This window comes from Rhodococcus sp. 1R11, assembly GCF_004563845.1.
In the GTDB taxonomy this organism is placed as follows: Bacteria; Actinomycetota; Actinomycetes; order Mycobacteriales; family Mycobacteriaceae; genus Rhodococcoides.
Map to the genome: position 1 here is coordinate 18,536 of NZ_SPNG01000008.1, position 20,697 is coordinate 39,232.

Genomic DNA, 20,697 nt, shown 5'->3' on the forward strand with positions numbered 1-20,697 from the left:
TCGAATGGTCCTGCTCCGTGGCCGGCCCCGGAATGACCTGTCCCGCGCACTGGAACGCACGTGGACGTAGCAGGCGGCGGGGCTGTCTACACGCACTCGTCACCTGAGCCCCGAGCACGACGGCGACGGTTCCACCCATCGGCACGCGACGTTGAGGCCCAGCGTGTTCGGCTCGAACATCGTGTCCATGGGAACTTTGATTGTCGGTGCATCCGTGGCCGGCGTCCGTACCGCCCAAGCGCTTCGCGACATGGGCTACACCGAGTCCATCACCATGCTCGGCGAGGAGCGTCACTCCCCGTACGACAAGCCGCCGATCTCCAAGGACATGCTGGGCACCGGGACCGGTGCTCCGGTGCCGCTGCTGAGCGACGAGCAGCTCGTCGAGCTCGATGTCGACCTGCGGCTCGGAGTCCGGGCGGAGAGCCTGGATCTCGTCAACCGGTTCGTTATCGCATCGGACGGACGGGAGTACCCATTCCACGACTTGGTCATAGCAACAGGAGTGACACCCAGGACGCTGCCGGGAAGCGAGAATTTGCGGGGGGTTCACACTCTTCGGACAGCAGACGACGCGCACACTGTGAGATCGCAGCTGATGACGTCCACGCACGTCGTGGTGATCGGCGCGGGCTTCATCGGTGCCGAGTTCGCCGCGGCGGCGCGGTCGCATGGTGTGCGTGTCGATATGGTCGAGCCGCAGCAGATCCCGATGGCGCATGTTCTCGGCGACGTGGTGGGGGCCGAGCTGAGCCGTCTCCACGTCCTGAACGGAGTGACGGTGCACACCGGCGTCGGGGTCGCGGCCCTGGTCGGTGATGGTCAGGTAGAAGGCGTCACTCTCACCGACGGGCGGACGCTGCGCGCAGACCTCGTCGTGGTGGGCATCGGTGCCATACCGGCGACCGGTTGGCTGGAGTCGTCCGGCCTGCCTCTCGACAACGGTGTCGTCTGTGACGCGCGCCTGCGGGCCGAGGGTGCCGAGCACGTATATGCCGCAGGCGATGTTGCACGTTGGCCGAGTCCGCACGCCGACGGGCTCGTGCGTATCGAGCACTGGACCAATGCAAACGAGCACGGTGCGATCGTCGCGGCGTCCATAACAGGTGCCCCGGTGACACCATCCCCACCGCCGCCCTATGTGTGGTCCGACCAGTACGGGCAGCGGATCCAGATAGCAGGACGCCCCGCGGAAGGCGAGCTCGCCCGTGCTGTAGGTGCCGTCGACAGCCCACCGTATGCGGCGATTTACACGTCTCCCGAAGGCCGAGTGGTCGGTGCGCTGGTAGTCGACGATCCACGCCTGTTCATGAAGTGCCGCAAAGCAATCACCACAGGATCGACGGTCGACGGCCTCGACATCGTCCTCGGTCTCGACCCCGCCAACTGACCAACCGGTCCAGCTCATTCGCGTCGCCGAACGGCAACGCGGGAATTCGAAGAGGAGAGTTCAATGGCATTGACAGAAGAAGGCATCATCGAGGTTCCGGGCATGTCGAGTCAGTGGGTCCGTCTCGGCAACGGTGCCAAAGCGCACTACATGTTCGCCGGTGATACCGGCCCCGCAGTTCTACTACTGCACGGCGGCCTCCCCGGTTCGTCGGGTTCGGCCGGCTGGCGTTACATCGCGGCCAATTTGGCGCAGAACGGATTTCGGGTCTACTGCCCGGACATGCCGGCGTTCGGCCTGTCCGATACTGCCGAGCAGTACCGGCCGAAGGGGCTGCACGACCACACCGACTTCATCCAGATGTTCGTCACCGCCGTCGGGCTGGACAAGTTCCATATCTCCGGCAATTCGATGGGGTGCATGAACACCGTCTCCTACGTGACGGCTCACCCCGAGAGAGTGCTGAGCTACGTGCTGATCGCCGGCGACATCGGTGATATCACGGAGGGCCTCGAGAAGCCCAAGGGCCGTTTGGATTTGACGGTCTACGACGGGACGAAGGACGGCATGCGAAAGATGATGTCGTCGATCCTGCATCGCCCCGAATCCATCAACGACGACCTTGTCGAAATGCGCTACCAAGCGGCCGCGCGCCATGCGGAGGCTTACCCCGAGTTTCTCCCGAACGTACATGCGTTCGCGGGATTCAAAGCGTGGGACGACGAGAACCTTCGCGCGCGGATGTCGACCAAGGGCCGGTTCGACAAGATGACCATTCCGGGGATCTACCTGTACGGCCGGCAGGACGTGCTGACCCCTGTTGAATGGGGCTTCGTGCAGGAAGAGCGACTACCGAACGTGCAGTTCTTTTACCCGGACGAGTGCGGACATCAGGGGCAGACGGACCGCCCCGACTTGTTCAACCCCGTGTACTTGGAGTTCTTCCGCGATGGACAGGTCTCGCGCGCCACGGCTGACGCCGCTGGCGTCTCGGACCGGCGTCCCGAGATCAAAGAGCTTGTGGCACAAGCCTGATCGACCGGACCGCCAACCACCCCGGGACGGCAATCCTGGCCGTCGTCCCGGCCACCGGTGCCGTGCTCGCGGCACCTCACGGCACAACAACCACAAGGAGCGACCATGGCAGAAGTGCTCGGTCTCGGCATCACTCATTACCCCATGCTCGCTGCGAAGGATCCCTTCATGGCGAACCTCATGAAGATGGTCTTGACGGACCCCGACATCCCAGCGGAGCGTAAAGACCCCGCGAACTGGTCCGCCCTGGCCCAAGAAGAATGGTCGGACGATCAAGGAACGGCAGCTGCCGGTCGGCACCGCAAGGCTCTGCTCGCCGGTCTCAGCACCTGCCGTGAAGCACTCGACGAATTCGACCCCGACGTCGTCATCGTGTGGGGTGACGACCAGTACGAAAACTTCCGCGAGGAAGTCATTCCGTCGTTCTGCATTCTGGCCTATCCCGACACCGAGATCGATCCGTTCGGTGTTCTCGAGGTGCTGAGTGTCCCCAACGCCTGGGATCTGCCGAACGGCCAGTCGTTCGTGATGCGGGGTGATCAGGATTTCGCGAAGAAGATCGCCAAAGACGTGTTGACGAACGGCGTCGACGTCGCCTACTCGTACGAGCCACGGCCCGACATGCACCACTTTCCGCATGCGTTCGCGAACACCCAGATCTTCCTGGACTTCGAGAATGTGGGTAAAAGGTTTCCTTACCCGATCATCCCGATGGCTGTGAACTGCTACGGCGAGCACGTCATCGCGCGTCGAGGTGGGATCGCGCCCTTCTCGGAGATTCTCAAGGGCGAGGACCTCGACCCGCCCGGCCCGTCCCCGAAGCGTTGCTTCGAGTTCGGCCAGGCAGTGGGCAAATCCCTGCACAACAGCGAAAAAAGGGTGGCTCTGGTCGCGTCGGCCAGCTGGTCGCACGCCTTCCTGAACGACAAGGATTGGCACCTACGACCGGACACCGAGGCCGATCGCGCGCTCTACGACTCCATGGTCGCCGGAAACTTCGACGATTGGACATCCAAGACAGTCACCGACATCGTGGTTGCAGGGCAGCACGAGATGCTCAACTGGTTCTGTCTGCTGGGTGCGATGAAAGAGTTGGGCCTTACGCTCGATTGGAGCGAATTCGTCGAGACCGAGGTTCTCAACTCCAACAAAACCTTCGCAATCTATCGCTGAGTCGGGCGGACTGGCCTGAGCTCCAACGTACGCCGTAGGGCGGCCACCGCGCATGCGGTGGCCGCCCTGCGGCGTAAAGGTGACCGAGGTCCGAGGGACTCAGGTAACAAGGGTGTTGTCAGGACCAGGGGGGCGGATCGGAAAGGGTGCGGGGGACTATTCGATCGCGCCCGGGAGCGGCGGCGAGGTACGACCGCAACTCGGCTGACAGCTGGGCAGTGGTGTCGCGTAGTGCGGCGTCGATCTGACCGCCGGCTGGTGAGTTGGGCCCGTGGGTTATCGAGATTGCACCGACCGCCAACCCGTTGACCATCACCGGCACCGCGACACCGTGGAGGCCGATTTGCGCTTCGTCTTGCTCGCGTGCGATGCCCTCCTTGCGAACGATTCGAAGGTGCTCGACGAAGTCGTCGGCGTTGGTGATCGAGTGCGGTGTCAGCTGGTGTAGTCGTAGGGGTAGAAAACCTGCAAGGTCGTCGAGGTCCTCGTAGGCCAGAAGAGCCTTACCGATCGCAGTACAGTTGGCAGGTAATCGACCCCCGATGCTTGCAAGAGTCGACGGCGAGTCCGACGGTGCAAGTTTTTCGAGGTACACCACGTCGAATTCACGCAGCACCGCGAACGTGACCGTCTGCCTGCTCCACCGCTGCAGGGCCACCAGGTGCGGGATTGCCTGATCGCGCAACATTGCCGCCGGGGTGGTAGCGCCCAACTGCAAAAGCCCGAGACCGAGCTTGTAACCAGCGCGGTGATGCTCGAGGGCCCCGAGTTCGACGAGTCGCGCGAGCAAACGGTGAACTGTCGATTTCGGCAGACCCGAGGCGCGCGCCAGTTGGCTCAGAGTCATGACCCGCTCGTGTTGGTTGAACGAATTGAGTACGTCGAACGCCTTGGTCAAAATCGAGGGCGTCTCTTTCTCGAAGCCGGTCGACTCGGCATCGGTCACGAATTTCACCTCTGTCTGCGCGTTCGAAGGTATGCGCGCTCGGTATCCGACATGGTGCGCGTCACACAGGATACCGCTGCTACCCGTATCGGTCGGTGCTTCCTGTTCTGCTCCCTGGAACGCCACCTCGTCCTCATGCGTCGGGGCTCCTTACGGTCGTTCGACGGCGACTCCGCCGGAACGTGCCCGGAAGGAAACCGACTATGGGTCAACCAGATTCGACCACCGCACAGCCGACGGTCGTCGATGCGCACGCCCACCATTTTGCGGCGTCGCTGGATGGATTCGCTCCCACCTCCGGCGAGGTGCTTCCGAGTCTGGTCATCGATGACGAGCGCTCCGGGCGCATCATGATCGGCGACCGGGTGTTCCGGCCCGTCACGTCACAGCTGTGGAGCATCGAGCATCGACTGCAGGCGATGGACGACGCCGGGGTATCACTTCAGGTCGTCTCTCCGGTACCGGTCATGCTCACGTACGGCGCGTCACCCGGTGCTGCTCAGGAGTACTCGGCCGCTGTGAACGACGCGCTGGCCGCCGATGTACAGGGTTCGTCGGGTCGTCTGCTGGGGTTGGGGACAGTTCCGCTGCAGGACGTCGACATTGCAGTCATGGAGCTCGAACGAGTGATGGGCGATCTCGGTCTGCGCGGCGTGGAGATCGGCACCAGGATCAACGACACCGAACTCGACGATCCATCGTTGACGCCGTTCTGGGAAGCCGTAGAGCGGTTGGACGCGGCCGTCTTCATTCACCCGGTGGGCGGAGGCGGAGGGGCGGTTCGACGCACCGGGCAGCTCTACGACTTCGGAATGGGCATGCTGACCGATACCTCGATCGCCGCGACGGGCCTGGTGTTCGGTGGCGTACTCGAGAAGTTCCCGCGGTTGCGGATCGGCTTGGCCCACGGGTGCGGCGCGTTCGGCTGGGTCTACCCCCGCCTACGCAAGGCACACGAGGTGTGGGGTGCCGGTCCGGTCGAGGCAATGGACGAGCGCATGCGATCGCTGTGGGTGGACACCCTGGTGCTCGATCCCGAACATCTGCGCCTCCTCGTACACCGGTTCGGTGCCGACAAAGTCATGGTGGGCACCGATCACCCGTTCTTCCCGGACCTGTTCGCGGCCGCAGGCTCGTTCGTGCGGGACGCCGCGCACGCGCGCATACTCGATCATGATGTCGTCGAGCCGATCCTGTCCGGAAACGCGATGGGGTTCCTGGGTCTGCACGCTTGGCCCCCCGCGGTTTGACGACCAATACGGTCACGACAGGATGGATCAGTGAACGCGCACGAGGTAATCGTTGTAGGTGCAGGGCCGGTGGGGCTGACCCACGCGCTCGGACTGGCACGCGCAGGCATCGGCGTGACGATACTGGAGGCGAGGCAGGAGGCGGGCACGACTCCTGGTGACCTGGTCTACCAGTGGAATGTGCTGCCCGGCCTGGATCGCCTGGGAATCCTCGACGATCTGCTGAGCGTCGGGTACTGCGAGCCGCACACGTTCTATCGCGTGCACTCCACCGGCGAGACAGTGACTTTGGACCTCGGCGTGATGAAGGACGACTGTCCCTTCCCGTTCAACCTTCATGTCCGGCAGGCCGAGGTGACGAGAATTTTGCTCGAGCACCTCGATGAGCGCAGCGAAGTCACGATTTTCCTGAGTTCTGCGCTGACCGATCTCGCACAGGACGATCACGGTGTGACGGTGACGTCCGACGGGCCGAAGGGCGAGGTCACGCTGCGCGCGAAATGGGTCGTGGGTGCCGACGGTGCCCACAGCGCGGTACGCCGTGCTCTGGGCCTCTCGTTCGTCGGCATCACCTGGCCCGAACGCCTCGTTTCGGTCGAGATCGATGCCGATCTCGAGGTCCTGGGCATGCGTGGTGCCGGTGCGGTGATCGACCCGCAGTTCGGCGCGATAGCTGCGTGTGTCGATCCCGGCTCTCGGTGGAGGTACATCTACGCCGAAGACAGGTCGATGCCGGAGAACACCATCGATTCGCGCATGAAAAATGTTCTCGTAGAAGGACTGTCGGCCGAGATGGCAGAGGCGACCTATACGTGGTCGTCCTTTCGCATCCATCAGCGCGCGGCTGCGACGTTCCGCCGAGATCGCGTCATGATTATCGGCGATGCGGCTCACATCACCAATCCCGCGAGCGGTCACGGCATGTCGAGTGGCCTTTTCGACGCGTTCGCGCTGAGCGAGGTTCTCGCAGCCGTCGTCTCCGGGCAGGCGGACAACTCGTTGCTCGACCGGTGGGCCGAGGAGCGTCGCCACAACTATGTCGAGTACGCGTCACCGACATCGTCGGAGCGCAAGAAGTTCGTCTTCAACTTGGAGGACGACGCGGCCGTCGAACAGGAGTTCGCCCCGATGCGGCGCATCGCCGAAGATCCCGATCGCATGCGTGCCTGGTTCACACTCGCGCAATCGTTGGAGCCCCCTCGCTGGCTCTGAGCGCCGTCCATCCCCGCCAGCGAGGGTCGGGGCCTGCTGGCCCCGACCGTCCGAATCATCTGGAGTGTGCGGGCGGACGCTCGCCGATGGGCAGGCCGAACGGCGAACCACCGATCTTGCCGTCCTTGTACAACCGCTGGATATCGTCGTCCGTATAGCCGAGTTCCAGAAGGACCTCGATGTTGTGCTCGCCGAATATCGGCGACGGTCGTGGGATGGCAAGGGCCTTGTTCAGCTGGCTCGACAATCTGACCGGCGAGGCGAGGTGCTCCTTGGAGCCGTTGACAAAGTGCACGACATCGACGTTACGACCTCGCGCCACCACCGCAGGGTGCGCAAGAACCTCCTTGCCCGACTGCATGATTGCTGCAGGGACGCCGACACTGTGCAGACGCTCGACGAGCTCGCTGGACTCGTGATTGCCGACGAAGTCGCGTAAGTCGGCGTCGAGAAGATCGCGGTCGGCCAGGCGGCCGGCGAGATCGGCTCGATTTGTCGCCGTCGCCCACGGTGCCCCACCGGTGACGTCTGCGAGGGCCCGCCAGTTCTCGTCGGTGGCAATCGACACGGCCACCCATGCTCCGTCGGACGCGCGGTACATGCCCTGCGGTGAGATGCCCGGAGCGTCGTTGCCGCGTCGTTCGATTCGCTCACCGGTGCGGCTCGATGCGATTACTCCCTGGGCGGTGGTCTGGGGGGCGACGTCGCACAGTGACACCTCGACGGCAGCGCCGCGTCCGGTGGACAACTTGCGGCGAAGGGCCGCGAGCGCCACGAATGTGGACATGTCGGCTGCGATCGGGTCGTAGGCGGTGCTGGTCAGTAAGGGCTCGCCTTCCGGGTAGCCAGTCATGTCGCTCAGTCCCGAGGTGGCGTCGGCCGAATACGTGAAACCGGGGAGGTCTTTCCACGGACCGGTCAGTCCCCACGCGGGTAGCCGCATCACGATGGCGTCGGGCTGCAGGCGACGGATGCCGTCGACGTCGAACCCGACTTTCTCCATCACGCGGGGCGAGAAGTTCTCGATAACCAGATCGCTCGACGCGACGAGTCGCTCGACGATTTCGTGTCCTTCTGCGTCTTTCAAGTCGGCCGTGACCGACCGCTTACCCCAGTTGGTGGCGGTGAAGCTTGCGCCGCGCTCCCACGGGTCGGGAGCGGTGGGGAGCGGACCAGCAAAGCGCATCAGGTCGGGTCGGGTGACCGACTCGACCTTGATGACGTCGGCCCCGTACGAGGACAAATTGCGGGTCGCCAGCGGTCCCGCCTGGAAGCTGCCGAAGTCGAGCACACGAACCCCCGCCAGGGGACGGGCCGGATCGGCGTCCTTTCGGACAACACGCTCCGGCCGCGATCCCCAGTCGGTGTCGTTGTCGCGTCCCTGCTCCGCCAGCTCGCCGATCTGCCATGCGTCGCCCTCGATACGGAACGCAGGCCGAGGCTGCAGGAAGCCGTCGCGGTGGGACACGAACGTGCCGCGGGTTGTGTACGGAGGTAGCTCGGGGACGGTCTTGGAGGTGGCGACAGGGACTATGGGCACTCGCGCACGGGCCCCCATCTCGACGAGTTCGGCGACCGTGTGTTGCGCAGTGAAGCTGCGAATGAGGGGCGTGACCTCCCGAGTCAAGTGCTGTCGGTCGACCAGTTCCGCAAAACGCGGATCTTCGAGCTCGGGGATGTCGACGAGAGCTTTGAAGTCGATCCACTGTTGCGGGGTGACGGCCACGATGCATGCCCAGCCGTCCTTCGCCTTCTCGATGCCCGGTACCGCTGCCTGCGGCCACGTGTACGCGGCGTGGTGATCGTGTTGCCCGTACAGCCACGGAATCTGCAGGACACCGACCATCGACTCGAATTGTGAGATGTCGGCGTCGACAGCCGTTGCGCCCGCCTCGGACGCGAGCAGTCCTCCGACGACACCGACCGCCGCGTCGATGCCCGCGGTGTACTCGCCGATGTCGATTCCTGCGTAGACAGGGGGCCGGTCGCCTGTCGGGTGTACGGCCGTGAGACCGCACTCGGCTTGCAGGGTGAACTCGTTGGCCGGAACGGAGGGAGATGCGCCGTTCAGGCCGTAGTCGGAAATCGACACGACCACCAGATCCGGCTGCTGCTCGCGAAGTGCTCGCAGTGCGCGGACCACCGCGGGATCGTTACCGTCGCACACCACGGCGTCTGCGCGTGACACCAAGCCCGGAAGGTCGGACGAGATATCTCGCAGCGAATTCAGCCGAACGGAGTGTTTGCCGCCGTGTAGATACGCTGCGAAGTCGCGGCCCGCTACATCGAGTTCGGGCCGTGCGTTCACCTCGACCCGGACCACGGTCGCTCCCGCGTCGCGGAGCATCTTGCCGGCAAAGCCGGTCGAGATTCGGTCGCCTACCTCGAGGACGGTCACATCGTCGAGCATGGTTGATTCCTTTCGTCGGTGCCTGCACGATCCATGCGCCGACGCGCTCGACCCAGACAACGTTCCGGCCGACGGAACCTGACGTCCCGCTCAGCCGACGGAGGCTGTCCGGCTCAGCATCGTGGCCGCGGTGCGGTTGTGTGTGCCGGGGCCGCGGCGCGGCCGGCCTCGAGGTGTGCGACAACCTCGACTCGAGGTGGTCACGGCGTCGCTCGACGCCCACCGCCGTCCATGTAGATGGCCGACCCATGGATGTAGCTGCAGAGCTCGGAGCTCAGAAAGCAGACGGCGGCGGCGATCTCCTCGGCCCGCGCCGCACGACCGGCGGGCACTCCGGCGCCGGCTTCGGCGATCAACGCCTCGACGTTCCGGCCCGATTTTTCTGACGCGACCCGGAAGAGGTCGGTGGCGCGGCCGGTGAGAGTGAGGCCCGGTGCCACGACATTGACGAGGACACCGTCGGGCGCCAACTCGTCGCTCAGGGCTCGCGTGAGGTTGTGCACGGCGATGTTGGCCAGACTCGTGGGCAGGTTGGTCGAGGTCGGACTGGCACCGGCACCGCCGGATACGTTGACGATGCGCCCCCACCCGCGGCGTCGCATGTCCGGTGCCACGAGCTGCGACATCGTGAGGTAGCCATGCAGCTTGAGACGCAGCGCGTCGTCGATGTCGGACCTGCGAAGGTCGAGTACCGGGCCCATCCCGGCTGAGCCTGCGCAGTTCACCAAAATGTCGGGGGAGCCGTAGCCGGCGATGCAGGCGTCGTAGGCGACCCGGCACCCCTCCTCGGTCGACAGGTCGGCGATGACCGAGACCGCGGACCCGTCGGAGCGAGCAACTACTTCGTTGAGCAGGTCGCTGTCACGGCCGACCACGCATACGCGTGTGCCCTCTGCTGCGAGGGCGAGAGCACTCGCACGGCCGATACCGCGGCTGCCCCCCGTCACGAGGGCGATCTTGCCGGCCAGTCCTGTCTGCATGGGTAGCTCCCTTCGGCCAGTGCGTGTTCACGGCTCCTCGGACGCTAACGGCGGCCGGGCGCGGCGTGCGGCGCAGCTTCCATGGAGCGGAACAACGGATTGTCGGTCTGTGACGCGCGACGCAGCATCGTATGAAAGCCAGCGCCTTCCGGCGAGTGGCGTGATCGACCACAACGAGGAGAGTTCATGATCTACCTGGCACAGGACGATGAGCAGGAAGCCGTCGCGGAGATGACGCGGGAGCTCGGCCTCGAGGTGCTGTTTCCAGTAGCGAGGGAGACCGAAGCGGCCGCAGTCGTCCCGTCCAAGACCTGGAAAGCCATCGTCGGGACGGAACTCACCGCTCCGGTCAGCGAGGAACTCGGTGGCGGGGGCATGCCCAGTGCCGTCACTTACATGACTGCGGTCGAGAACCTCGCCTACGGTGACGCGGGCATCACGCTGGCGGCCGTCTGGAGCGGTGCCCCATCACTGCTGATCTCCTTGCACGGCACCTCCCAGCAGCAATCAGGCATCCTCGAAGCGTCGAAGAATCTCGACAACCGCGGCTCGGTCGCACTGTACGAAGGATTCGGCCGCGGAGCGTCCGAGCTCGAGACGACCATCACCGACGACGGCGACGGCGTACGCGTCACCGGTCGGAAGGTCGGAGTGCCGTTTTCGGGTCAGGCCGAGTCGATCATCGTCGTCGGTGTCGATCCCTCCACCCGCGACCTGCGTGCTGTCATCGTGCCGCGCACCGCGTATGGCGTGAATGTGGGTGTGCGAGACAAATCACTGGCGCTCGACGCGGCGGATATCGCCAGCATCGATTTCGACGTCGTCGTCCCGCGCGCAAACCTCCTGAATTCCGAGGGCCTGCGCAAGAGTGTCGAGTGGCTCAGGCTCGCAGTTGCCTCTGCTCAGACCGGAATGGCTCAGCGCGCATTGGAATACGCCGCCGACTACGCCAAGACCCGGGTTGCTTTCGGCAAGCCGATCGCGTCTTTCCAGGGCATCTCGTTCCCTCTGGCCGAGGCCTTCGCGCGCACCGAGCAGGCCCGACTCGAAGTGCTCGACGCAGCATCCTTGATCGACAACGACGGCGACATCGAACGCATTTCGGCGGTTGTGTCGTCCGCCGTGTCGTATGCCAGCGAGAACGGAGCCGAAACCACCCGTCACGCAGTGCAGGTGCTGGGCGGGCACGGCTTCATCCGCGAGTACCCCGTCGAGCTGTGGTACCGGACGGCGGCCTTCCTCTCGACGCTCGACTTCGATCCAACCGCATCCTCCTTCAGCGCCGTCTTCTGACCATGACCGACACCACCACATTCACTTTCATCGAGGAGCACGCATGAGCACAACATCGTTCGAGCTGAGTCCGGAGCTGCAGAGGTACGCGCAGGAATTGCGCGAATGGGCGTCCGGCGCACTTCGTCCCCATGCCCGCGAGGCCGACACTCGGAAAAAGGTTCCGGACGACTGGGAGGCGATCCTGCATACCTCGCCCGTTCCGTTGGGGCGCGAGGACACCGACACAGATCGGCTGCCTGAATTCGCCGACGGCTTCTGGGTCGCGCAGATGGCCTACCACGAGAACTTCGTGTACGGCGACGTGTGGGGGTTCGGCGTTCCGGGGCGCGGTATCGGTCAACTCGTCATCGAGGCAATGGGCAGTCCTGAGCAGATCAAGAAGTGGTACGACCCGGTCATGGACGGGACTCTTTCGACCGGCTTCGCGCTCACTGAGCCTCACTTCGGCTCCGACACCTCGCAGGTCGCCACCACAGCGGTGCGGGACGGCGACTCTTGGGTCATCAACGGTTCCAAGATGTATTGCACCAATGGTGCGCGTGCGGATTACATCACCGTGTTCGCCAACGCCGACAAATCGCTCGGTGCGAAGGGGATCGCCTGCTTCGTCGTACCGCGCGGGACGCCCGGTTTCTCGATAGCGAAGGAGAACGAGGACAAGCTCGGTATCCGCAGCTGGCAGACATCCGAGCTTCTCTTTCAGGATTGCCGTGTGCCGCTCGAGAACCGTCTCGGCTGGAACGCCGCTGGTCCGGTCGACGAGGGTCCCAGGGTATCCGGTCAGGGCGGTGCCCTGGCGGCGCTGTCGAACAACCGACCCAACATGGCCGGGATGGCCGTTGGCATGGCGCAGGCATCCATCGACGTGACCACGAAGCTTCTCGAGGGTCAGCAGGCCGGGTACTCCGTACACCGCTGGGCTGCGGTGCAGCGCGATCTGGATGCCATGAACGAGGCACTCTCCCGCGCCCGCCGAATCAACTACAAGGCGGCGTTCGTACTCGACAACGGCACCCCCAACCGGTACAACCCGGCGATCTCGAAGGGGTACTCCCCGCAGACGTGCGACCGGATCATCCGACGCTGCATGCAGCTGCTGGGACCGGAGGGCACCAGCAAGGAGCTCCTGCTGGAGAAGTGGTATCGCGACGTCAAGATCATGGACATCTTCGAAGGCTCCAGCCAGGTCCAGCGCATCATCGTCGCCCGTGAACTCGTCGGCCGCCTCGCCGGCTGACGACCGGTCCATCGAAGTCACGACGAAAGAAGAATGTTGATGAGTTTGACGACACAGCCCGATCTTCGGTCGACAGCCGCTCGCGACGTCCTGGTCGACGTCGAGCAGTTCTTGTTCGAGGAGGCCGAGATGCTCGACCAGTGGCGCCTGCACGAGTGGCTCGACCTTTTCGCGCCTGGGGGTTATTACGAGATTCCGGCGACGGACCGTCCGGACGGCGATCCGTCGAAAGATCTCTTCCTGGTCCATGACGATCGTTTCCTGCTGGAGCAACGGGTCAACTCGCTGCTGACGCGAGCCGCGCACGCCGAGTATCCGCATTCGGCAACGCGGCGGATGATCTCGAACGTGCGGGTGATGGAGGCTCCGAACGACCGTCTGCATGTGCTGGCCAACTTCGCGGTCTACCGAGTTCGCTCGGGGGTCCTGGACACGTATGTCGGCCAGTACCGGCACATCGTGGAGCGAGACGAGGTGACCGGCTTCCGGTTCATCAGCCGGAAATCGGTCATGGTGCTCGATGCACTACGGCCGCACGGCAAGGTCAGCATCATTCTGTGAACCGTCTCGAGGGTAGGACGGCAATTGTGACGGGAGCCAGCGCCAACATCGGTGGGGCGCTGGCCGCCGGGTTGGCGGCGGAGGGAGCCAGGGTGATCTGTACCGACCTCGTGCATTCCGTGGCCGAAGCGACGGCAAACAGCATTGTCGCGTCCGGTGGCGAGGCGTTCGCGGTTGCCGGTGATGTCACGGATCCGGCGCACGCCGAGGATGTGGTGCGGCAGGCCGAAGAGCGGTGGGGGCGGGTCGACGTCCTGGTGAACAACGCCATGATGTTCAACCACAAGGGCGTCATGACGATGCCGGTAGAGGAGTTCCGGCGCCAGGTCGATATCTGCCTCACAGGGGCGTTGGTGTTCACCCGGGCAGCAGCCGGGGCGATGATCGAGGGTGGACGCGGGGGCAGCATTGTCAACGTGCTCTCGACTGCTGCTTGGCAAGGTCAGGCCGGCAATATCGGTTACTCGACGGCCAAGAGCGGTCTGATCAATTTCACTCGTTCGGCTGCAATGGAGCTGGCTGGTCACGACATCCGCGTCAACGGGTTCACTCCTACCGCCACCCAGCCCGACAACCCTGAGATGCAGGCCATGCTGCGCGCGGCGAAGTCGCCCGACAACGAGTACTCCAACGACTTCTACGGGCAGATGCCGATGAACCGCTTGCCGTCGGCGAGCGACTACGTACCAACGGTCGTTTTCTTGGCGTCGGACGACTCGGCAATGATCACGGGCAGCAACATCACCGTCGATGGTGGTGCGACAGCCAAGTATTGGCCGTGGGTGCCGCACCCGTAAGCGCTCTTGTCGGACCTGGGAGGTAGCTCGAACGCCTTGTTCCTCCACCGGACTCGCCATCGACCATCGCTCGGCCGGTGGCGAGTCCATTCTCTAGACGGGTCCTAACAGGGGCGACAGATGTTTCGTCAGTCCCGCCCGATCTTTCGGCGCAGCTCCTGCTCGTAGGTAACGCGAGCCGTCCTGTCGGCACTGCTCAGGACCGTATCGGCGCTGACCAGCCGCTGCAGACCCAGTCGCACGTTGCGGGGCAGCACCGCCGACGCGGCCACCATGAACCCGCCCGAGCGAGGCACCCATGTCTCGGCTCGGGGGCGTCGGACGACGCCGACTATCGACCGCGCGACGTCCTCCGGCACGAGGTGTTTGACTCCCTTGGCGTGGGCGATTCCCGCGGCAAGGGCTGTCTCGACGGCGGTCGGCAGGATCACACTGATGTCGATGCCGTCGTCTGCGAGCTCGTCGCGGACGGCCTCGCTCATCGCGATGACGGCGGCCTTCGAGGCCGAGTAGCTGGCACCGTCGGCCAAAGGCAGCCGGCCGACGGCAGAAGCGACGTTGACGACGTGCCCGCCGCCGCGTTCGATCATGCCCGGCACGACCATTTTCATACCGAGCCCACATCCGAGCACGTTCACGTCGAGCACTGCTCGCGAGATTGCGTCGTCCTCGTCGAGGAAGCGACCGATGGGCATGATGCCTGCGTTGTTGATGAGAACGTCGATCGGCCCGACCGCGGCCGTCGCGTCGAGGAACTCGCCCCACGACTCGCGGCTCGTCACGTCCAGTTTTGCTCCTACCGTGCCGTGGCCCACGGAGGTGGCTGCTTCGGTGACCGTGGGCAGGTCGAGGTCGCCCAGCACTACCCGTGCGCCGGCCGCGGCCAGCTGGGTCGCGGTCGTGAGGCCGATGCCGCGGCCGCCTCCGGTGATGACGACGACGCGTCCGGTCAGGTCCCCGGTCTCGCGATGAACACTCTTCATGACTCTCCTACGGTGATAAGGGATTTCGGTGATGAGGGGTTGCAGGTCAGTGGACGGCACCGACGCGCGTGCTGGGCGTGAATGTCGCGGGCAGCTGGTCGATGCCGTTGATGGTCGACTTGATGGGGTACTCGACGACGTCGTCCTCGAGTACGTGAAAGTCGGGAATCCGCTCGAGGATGCGCTCGAGCATGATGCGCAGCTCGAGGCGGGCCAGCGGCGCGCCGAGGCATCGATGCGGGCCGGCACCGAATGCGACGTGCTCGGATGCGTTGGCGCGGGTGAGATCGACGCGGTCGGGGTCCTCGAACGTGCGGGCGTCCCGATTCGCGGCGGCATAGGTCAACATGACGCGATCGCCCTCGGCCATCGATTGACCGCCGATCTCGATGTCTGCGGCGACGGTGCGGGCGATGCCGAAGAACGGGCTGTAGAAGCGAAGGAACTCCTCTATCGCCGCAGGGATCCGCTCGGGCTCGCGCGACAGAAGCTCGCGCTCCTCGGGGTGCGCCGAGAGCCACCGCAGCGAATGCAGCAGGGCTGAGGTCGTGGTGTCGGTGGCCGCGAACGTCAGACCGTTGAGGATCGTTGCCGCCTCCTCGTCGGTGACCGGTGACGACAGCACCGAGCCCCGGGTCAGGGCCGAGGCGACATCGTCCTGCGGATTCTCGCGGCGCGCCTTGACGAGCTCGAGGACCTTTGCCTGCGTGGCGAACAGCGCCTCGAACGGGAAATCCGGAGAGAAGATCCCGTGCAGGTTCATGGCGTGGACCACGGCGGCGAAGTCGTGCCATTCGTCGGGGTCGAAGCCGATGACCGAGATCGTGACTTTCGTCGGGATCACCCGGCCCAGATCTGCTGCGAAATCGATACGCCCGGTCTCGATCACGGCGTCCAGGGCCTCGTCGACGTATGTGCGGATCTGCTGCTCGTGGGACCGGACTGCCTTCGGTGTGAAGAACGGCACTTCGAGTCTTCTGATGTCGGTGTGCATCGGCCCGTCCGCCTCGCTCGGCACCATGCGGGCTATCGAGGCGGCCGGGATCATCGACCCGCCACGTGGAGTGCGCGGTTCGGGATAGGCGACCTGGTCTCGTGCGGCAAATGCGTCGCCCGCGACGCCGTCGTGCAGGGACGAGAAGTGCTCCCAGTCGGCTGCGGCAGCTTTGAGCTCCTCGTGTCCGGTGATCATCCAGAAGCCGTCGTGATGTGCAGAGTGGGCGACGGGGCACCCGGCCAGCTGATTGAGGCGGTCGCTCCAGTTGTCGGAGTAGTCGGGGGCGAGGTGGTCGAAGTCGATGTCGACTCGGCCTTCGGGTGAGGTCACGGGGCACAGTGCGGGGGAGGTGGTGGTGTCGTCGGTCATGTCAGTCCTCAGCGGTCGTCGGGTCGGCAGTGGTCAGGGCTTCGATCAGGAACGTCAGCTCCATGAGGTGCTCGGCGGTCTTCCACAGTCGGTCGACGGGAGCCGGTACCTCGGTCGATCCGAAGGTCGACGGAGACCAGGAGCCGTCGGCGTTCTGGCGGTCGAGAAACCACTCGGTCATCCGCTCGGCATCGTCGACGAGCGGCGATGCCGGGTCCAGTGCGACGTCGCAGGCAACACCCCAGGCGTATTTGCAGATCTGCACCGAGTTCGGATCGGTGAACTGGGCGTCTGTGCCGCCGGCGTTCAAGGCGAGGAAGCTGCGTGCGAGGTCGCGGTCGTCGGACCCAGTCAGCGCGCGGTAACCGTGCAGGAAGGCTGCGGCGATCCCGGGGTTGTAGTACGCCTGCAGGGGCTCGCGAAAGTCGACGCGCAGCAAGAACTTTCGCAAGTAGTCGTCCTCGGCAGGGATGAACAGTGAGCCGTCGTCGCCGCGGCCCGCGTACAGAACGTTCGGCAGCTCGGGCTGCTGCGCCCACAGCTCCCGTACCCAGGCTGCGATCGGATCGGCGATATCGCGGCGGCCGACGACCACGGCGGCGATGCCGAGCTGGCACGTCTTGAGCAGGTCCTGGAGTGTTTCGCTCCCGTCCGCTCGGTCGCGCCGGTCGTACACGCCGCCGGTGTGCTGGCTCTGGAAGGCACGGCAACGATCGAGCAAGGCGTTGGCGAGATCGCTCCGGCCAAGGCGCGACGCCGCGATCGCGAGGGCGCTGAGTTCGTAAACCGGGCTGGCCCCGGGCATGAACTCGGCGGGTCCGGATACGAAGTCCGCATCCTCGTCCAAGGCGTCGCGCTCGGCCCACTGGAGGACCGATGCGGCCGTGTCGCCGGCTCCGGCCACCGAGAGCGCCCACGGCACGCGCCACCACGTGTTCTTCAGAGCGTTATCGCGAGGGCGGCCGTCCTCGAGCTGCTGCTCGATCCAGTCGATCGCAGTGCGCTTGGCACGCTCTGCGGCGGCGAGGAGCGCCGCCCTGTCATGTCGTTCCGTCATCGTCATCCTGTCGCCGGGGAGATCGCGTTGGCCGCAATGTGTGATGTTGCTCACTCTGACTATCTGTCATAGTGTGACACATAGTCAATATATGACGGATAAATTGTTGCCAGTGTCAGGAAGGACACGCCCATGACTCTCGACATCACACGGCTGCGGACGCGGCTGGAAAACGACCGCGAGCTCGCGGTTCGTTTCAAGGCCTTTCACGGAACAGTGCGCGTGGCATTCGGCGAGTCCGTCCTCGAACTGGCGGTGAACGACGGAGTGATCACGACCTCCGACGTGGCACCCGACGCTGGCACACCGACAGTCGGCATCAAGATCCCCGCTTGGCTGTGGACGCTCATGGCTGTGGAGAAGCCGCAGGTCGGACTGGAGTGCATGACGTCCGCCCAGGTCTTCGGCGCAACGATCGACGCCGACTGGCCCACCGTCGTGGCCCCCTATGTCGGCGCATGGAACCGAATCGTCCGCCTCGGCGTCGAGACCGCGACCGGTCGACGCGAGAAGGTCGCAGAAGCAGATCCGTTCGCCGCCTCCGACGACCCGATCGGCCGCTACGTCCGCTACACGGTCGACGGCCTCGAATACCGCGTCTACTACGAGCAGGCAGGACAGGGGCCGGTACCGGTGGTGTTCATGCACACCGCGGGAGCGGACGGCCGCCAGTACCGCCACGTGCTCGCCGATCCCGAACTGCAGGAGCGATACACAATGATCGCGATCGACCTGCCGTACCACGGCAAGTCGCTGCCCCCACTGGGCTCACGCTGGTGGGAAAAGGACCTGAAGTTCGACAAGACAACGCTGATGAACTGGGTCACGGGCTTCATCGCCGCGACGGGTCTCGACCGGCCGATCTTCGTCGGCTGCTCCGTAGGAGGCCAGCTGGCCTCCGATCTGTGCGCTCATCACCCCGATGCGATCCGCGGCGCAATCGGAGTGAACGGGCTCTACCACATGGAATCCTGGCAGTCCTTCGACAACGATCGCTTCCGCGACCCTCGCGTCGCCGCGGGCGCTGTCGGCGCGACGATGTTCGACGTCACGGGCATCAACGCGCCCGAGGACTTCCGCCGCGAGGTGGAGTGGATCTACACGTCGAACCATCGCGATATCTACCCGGCCGACAACGACTACTTCATGTTCGGCCACGACCTGCGCGTCGACGGGCACCTGATCGACACCGCCAAGACCCCGTTGACGATCCTCACGGGCGAATACGACATCAGCATGCTGACGCCCAACGACAACGGGTCTGCGCTGGCCGCGAACATCCCCGGTGCCGAGTTCGTCACCATGCCCGGGCTCTCGCACTTCACCCCGTCGGACGACCCCGAGGGATTCCGCCCGCACCTGACGTCGGCCCTCGACCGCATGGCGGGATACGCCGTAGCGGACGGCAGCGATCGGACCGCATCGTGAGCACGGTCGAGTTCGAGCAGCCAGACGGCACTGTCACTTCGGTCGACGCCCCAGACGGCGACTCTCTCATGCGCAGCGCTCTGACCAACCTCGTCCCCGGGATCGTCGCAGACTGCGGCGGAGAGCTGTCGTGCGCGACATGCCATGTCATCGTCGACGATGCCTGGATCGGCGTCGTCGGACCGCCGACGGGCTTCGAGGACGAGATGCTCGACGCGACGTCCGCGGAACGCGAGGCGGGCAGCCGGTTGTCGTGCCAGGTCACCGTCGGCCCGGCCCTCGACGGCGTCAGGGTGCGCATCCCGGCGAGCCAATGGTGAGTCCGAAAATCGTGATCGTCGGGGCGGGGCACGCTGGAGGTGAGGTCGTCGCCGCGCTGCGGGCCGGGGGTTTCGATGGCACCCTGACGCTCATCGGCGACGAAGACCTGCCGCCGTACCAGCGTCCGCCGCTGTCGAAGGGATTCCTGCTCGGAACGACGGCCGCTGACGAGCTCCTCGCCCGGCCCCGGTCGTTCTACGAGCAGCACGACATCGAACTGGTACTCGGTCGCCACGTGAACGGAGTCGACATCGACGCCAAGACAGTTCACCTCGACGATGAATCCGTCGGGTACGACATGCTGGTGCTCGCACTGGGAGGTCGGCCCCGCGCCCTGGCCGATCCGGCCGTCGAGCACGCCGGGAACGTCCACCACGTCAAGACGCACTCAGACGTCGAGCGGTTGCGTGGTCGCTTGCTCCGCGGCACCCGGGTAGGGGTCGTAGGTGGCGGATTCGTCGGGCTCGAGGTCGCGGCGAGCGCATGCTCTCGCGAGGCAGCCGTGACGGTATTCGAGCTCGCACCGCGTCTGCTCGGGCGCGTATGCAGCGAGGTGACCGCCGACCATGTCGCGGCCTTGCACCGCAGCCGCGGCGTCGACATCCGAACCGGCGTGACGGGGCTACACCTACGCGCTGGCGACGACGGCCGGATCGCACACGTCGTCACCGACGAGGCGAATCTCGAGGTCGACGAGGTCGTCGTCGGGATCGGGATGGTCCCGGAGATCTCGCTCGCGGAGCAGGCGGGCCTGTCCGTCGACGACGGTGTGCTCGTCGATGCCGATTACCGCACCTCGGCGCTCGATGTGTTCGCAATCGGCGACTGCGCGCGGGTGGTCCGTCCCGACGGGTCGACGCGTCGGCTGGAGTCGGCACCACACGCCGCCGCCAGTGCCCGACGCGTGGCGGCGGTCATCCTCGGCCGTCCTGCGCCGGTGGACGGCCCACCCTGGTTCTGGTCGAACCAGTTCGACGTCAAGATCCAGATGGCAGGCGACCCCGCAGCACGGGCCGAACGCTGGCTGACCAGGGGCGAGATGTCGCAGGGATCGTTCATGACCTTTGGTATCGTCGACGATCGGATCACCCGGATCGAGGCGGTCGACCGACCGGCCGAATTCGCGCAATCGAAGTCCTGGCTCGGCCGGCCCATAGCTACCGCCATCGACTGCCTGACGGACGACTCGATTTCTGTCCGGCAGTTGCTCGCCCGACCCTGACGTGTTCCGTCACCCAGCCATCGTCCGACAGGA

General features: G+C 65.1%; 18 protein-coding genes. 12 read left to right on the plus strand and 6 right to left on the minus strand.

Going from position 1 to position 20,697, the window contains the following annotated elements; all coding sequences use genetic code 11:
• The first annotated feature begins 187 nt into the window (after nucleotides 1–187).
• From E4P29_RS15160 to E4P29_RS15170, 3 genes are all read left to right on the plus strand, one after another.
• Nucleotides 188–1,390, plus strand: coding sequence for an FAD-dependent oxidoreductase (locus E4P29_RS15160; protein WP_135045960.1), 1,203 nt, complete (start codon nucleotides 188–190; stop codon nucleotides 1,388–1,390).
• A 63-nt stretch (nucleotides 1,391–1,453) separates the two neighbouring features.
• Nucleotides 1,454–2,425: an alpha/beta hydrolase gene (locus tag E4P29_RS15165; RefSeq protein ID WP_135045962.1), complete on the plus strand. Its 972-nt coding sequence runs from the start codon at nucleotides 1,454–1,456 to the stop codon at nucleotides 2,423–2,425.
• Nucleotides 2,426–2,530: 105 nt separating this feature from the next.
• Nucleotides 2,531–3,598: an extradiol ring-cleavage dioxygenase gene (locus E4P29_RS15170; RefSeq protein ID WP_135045964.1), complete on the plus strand. Its 1,068-nt coding sequence runs from the start codon at nucleotides 2,531–2,533 to the stop codon at nucleotides 3,596–3,598.
• Nucleotides 3,599–3,716: 118 nt separating this feature from the next.
• Here E4P29_RS15170 and E4P29_RS15175 read toward each other — a convergent pair whose 3' ends face one another.
• Entirely contained in the window at nucleotides 3,717–4,544 is an 828-nt protein-coding gene (locus E4P29_RS15175) for an IclR family transcriptional regulator (protein ID WP_245154344.1), read from the minus strand.
• A 203-nt stretch (nucleotides 4,545–4,747) separates the two neighbouring features.
• Here E4P29_RS15175 and E4P29_RS15180 point away from each other — a divergent pair, with 203 nt between their 5' ends.
• Complete coding sequence (locus E4P29_RS15180) at nucleotides 4,748–5,794, plus strand: amidohydrolase family protein (RefSeq protein WP_135045966.1); 1,047 nt, start codon at nucleotides 4,748–4,750, stop codon at nucleotides 5,792–5,794.
• Nucleotides 5,795–5,824: 30 nt separating this feature from the next.
• The gene (locus tag E4P29_RS15185) at nucleotides 5,825–7,006 is read left to right on the plus strand and encodes an NAD(P)/FAD-dependent oxidoreductase (RefSeq protein ID WP_280634543.1); all 1,182 of its coding nucleotides are present in this window, start codon (nucleotides 5,825–5,827) and stop codon (nucleotides 7,004–7,006) included.
• Nucleotides 7,007–7,061: 55 nt separating this feature from the next.
• On the opposite strand, the gene E4P29_RS15190 is transcribed toward E4P29_RS15185, so the two are convergent.
• Nucleotides 7,062–9,416: a CoA transferase gene (locus E4P29_RS15190; protein WP_135045971.1), complete on the minus strand. Its 2,355-nt coding sequence runs from the start codon at nucleotides 9,414–9,416 to the stop codon at nucleotides 7,062–7,064.
• 200 nt (nucleotides 9,417–9,616) lie between these two features.
• Nucleotides 9,617–10,396: an SDR family oxidoreductase gene (locus tag E4P29_RS15195; RefSeq protein ID WP_135045973.1), complete on the minus strand. Its 780-nt coding sequence runs from the start codon at nucleotides 10,394–10,396 to the stop codon at nucleotides 9,617–9,619.
• Between the two features lie 186 nt (nucleotides 10,397–10,582).
• Between E4P29_RS15195 and E4P29_RS15200 the strand changes: the two genes are divergently transcribed.
• From E4P29_RS15200 to E4P29_RS15215, 4 genes are read left to right on the plus strand one after another with little or no spacing between them, the layout of a single operon-like run.
• The gene (locus E4P29_RS15200) at nucleotides 10,583–11,689 is read left to right on the plus strand and encodes an acyl-CoA dehydrogenase family protein (RefSeq protein ID WP_135045975.1); all 1,107 of its coding nucleotides are present in this window, start codon (nucleotides 10,583–10,585) and stop codon (nucleotides 11,687–11,689) included.
• Nucleotides 11,690–11,732: 43 nt separating this feature from the next.
• Nucleotides 11,733–12,929: an acyl-CoA dehydrogenase family protein gene (locus tag E4P29_RS15205; RefSeq protein WP_135045977.1), complete on the plus strand. Its 1,197-nt coding sequence runs from the start codon at nucleotides 11,733–11,735 to the stop codon at nucleotides 12,927–12,929.
• A 39-nt stretch (nucleotides 12,930–12,968) separates the two neighbouring features.
• Entirely contained in the window at nucleotides 12,969–13,490 is a 522-nt protein-coding gene (locus tag E4P29_RS15210; RefSeq protein WP_135045979.1) for an aromatic-ring-hydroxylating dioxygenase subunit beta, read from the plus strand.
• On the plus strand, nucleotides 13,487–14,287 hold the full coding sequence (locus tag E4P29_RS15215) for an SDR family oxidoreductase (RefSeq protein WP_135045981.1): 801 nt from the start codon (nucleotides 13,487–13,489) through the stop codon (nucleotides 14,285–14,287). Before E4P29_RS15210 ends, E4P29_RS15215 begins: the two co-directional genes overlap by 4 nt.
• A gap of 128 nt (nucleotides 14,288–14,415) precedes the next feature.
• Here the strand turns inward: E4P29_RS15215 and E4P29_RS15220 are convergent, their stop codons facing one another.
• The 3 genes from E4P29_RS15220 to E4P29_RS15230 are packed head-to-tail and all read right to left on the minus strand — an operon-like array spanning nucleotide 14,416 to nucleotide 17,693.
• Nucleotides 14,416–15,270 carry an SDR family oxidoreductase gene (locus E4P29_RS15220; protein WP_135045983.1) on the minus strand — a complete coding sequence of 285 codons (855 nt, stop codon included), beginning with the start codon at nucleotides 15,268–15,270 and terminating at the stop codon, nucleotides 14,416–14,418.
• Between the two features lie 46 nt (nucleotides 15,271–15,316).
• Complete coding sequence (locus E4P29_RS15225) at nucleotides 15,317–16,636, minus strand: cytochrome P450 (protein ID WP_135045985.1); 1,320 nt, start codon at nucleotides 16,634–16,636, stop codon at nucleotides 15,317–15,319.
• A 1-nt stretch (nucleotide 16,637) separates the two neighbouring features.
• Nucleotides 16,638–17,693, minus strand: coding sequence for a hypothetical protein (locus E4P29_RS15230; RefSeq protein WP_135045987.1), 1,056 nt, complete (start codon nucleotides 17,691–17,693; stop codon nucleotides 16,638–16,640).
• A 132-nt stretch (nucleotides 17,694–17,825) separates the two neighbouring features.
• Between E4P29_RS15230 and E4P29_RS15235 the strand changes: the two genes are divergently transcribed.
• Genes E4P29_RS15235 through E4P29_RS15245 form a run of 3 tightly spaced genes read left to right on the plus strand, consistent with a single transcriptional unit; the run spans nucleotide 17,826 to nucleotide 20,664 of the window.
• Nucleotides 17,826–19,121, plus strand: coding sequence for an alpha/beta hydrolase (locus E4P29_RS15235; protein WP_135045989.1), 1,296 nt, complete (start codon nucleotides 17,826–17,828; stop codon nucleotides 19,119–19,121).
• Nucleotides 19,118–19,441, plus strand: a complete 324-nt coding sequence (locus E4P29_RS15240; protein ID WP_135045991.1) for a 2Fe-2S iron-sulfur cluster-binding protein — start codon at nucleotides 19,118–19,120, stop codon at nucleotides 19,439–19,441. The genes E4P29_RS15235 and E4P29_RS15240 overlap by 4 nt, the downstream gene beginning before the upstream one ends.
• The gene (locus E4P29_RS15245) at nucleotides 19,435–20,664 is read left to right on the plus strand and encodes an FAD-dependent oxidoreductase (RefSeq protein ID WP_135045993.1); all 1,230 of its coding nucleotides are present in this window, start codon (nucleotides 19,435–19,437) and stop codon (nucleotides 20,662–20,664) included. Before E4P29_RS15240 ends, E4P29_RS15245 begins: the two co-directional genes overlap by 7 nt.
• Nucleotides 20,665–20,697: the final 33 nt, after the last annotated feature.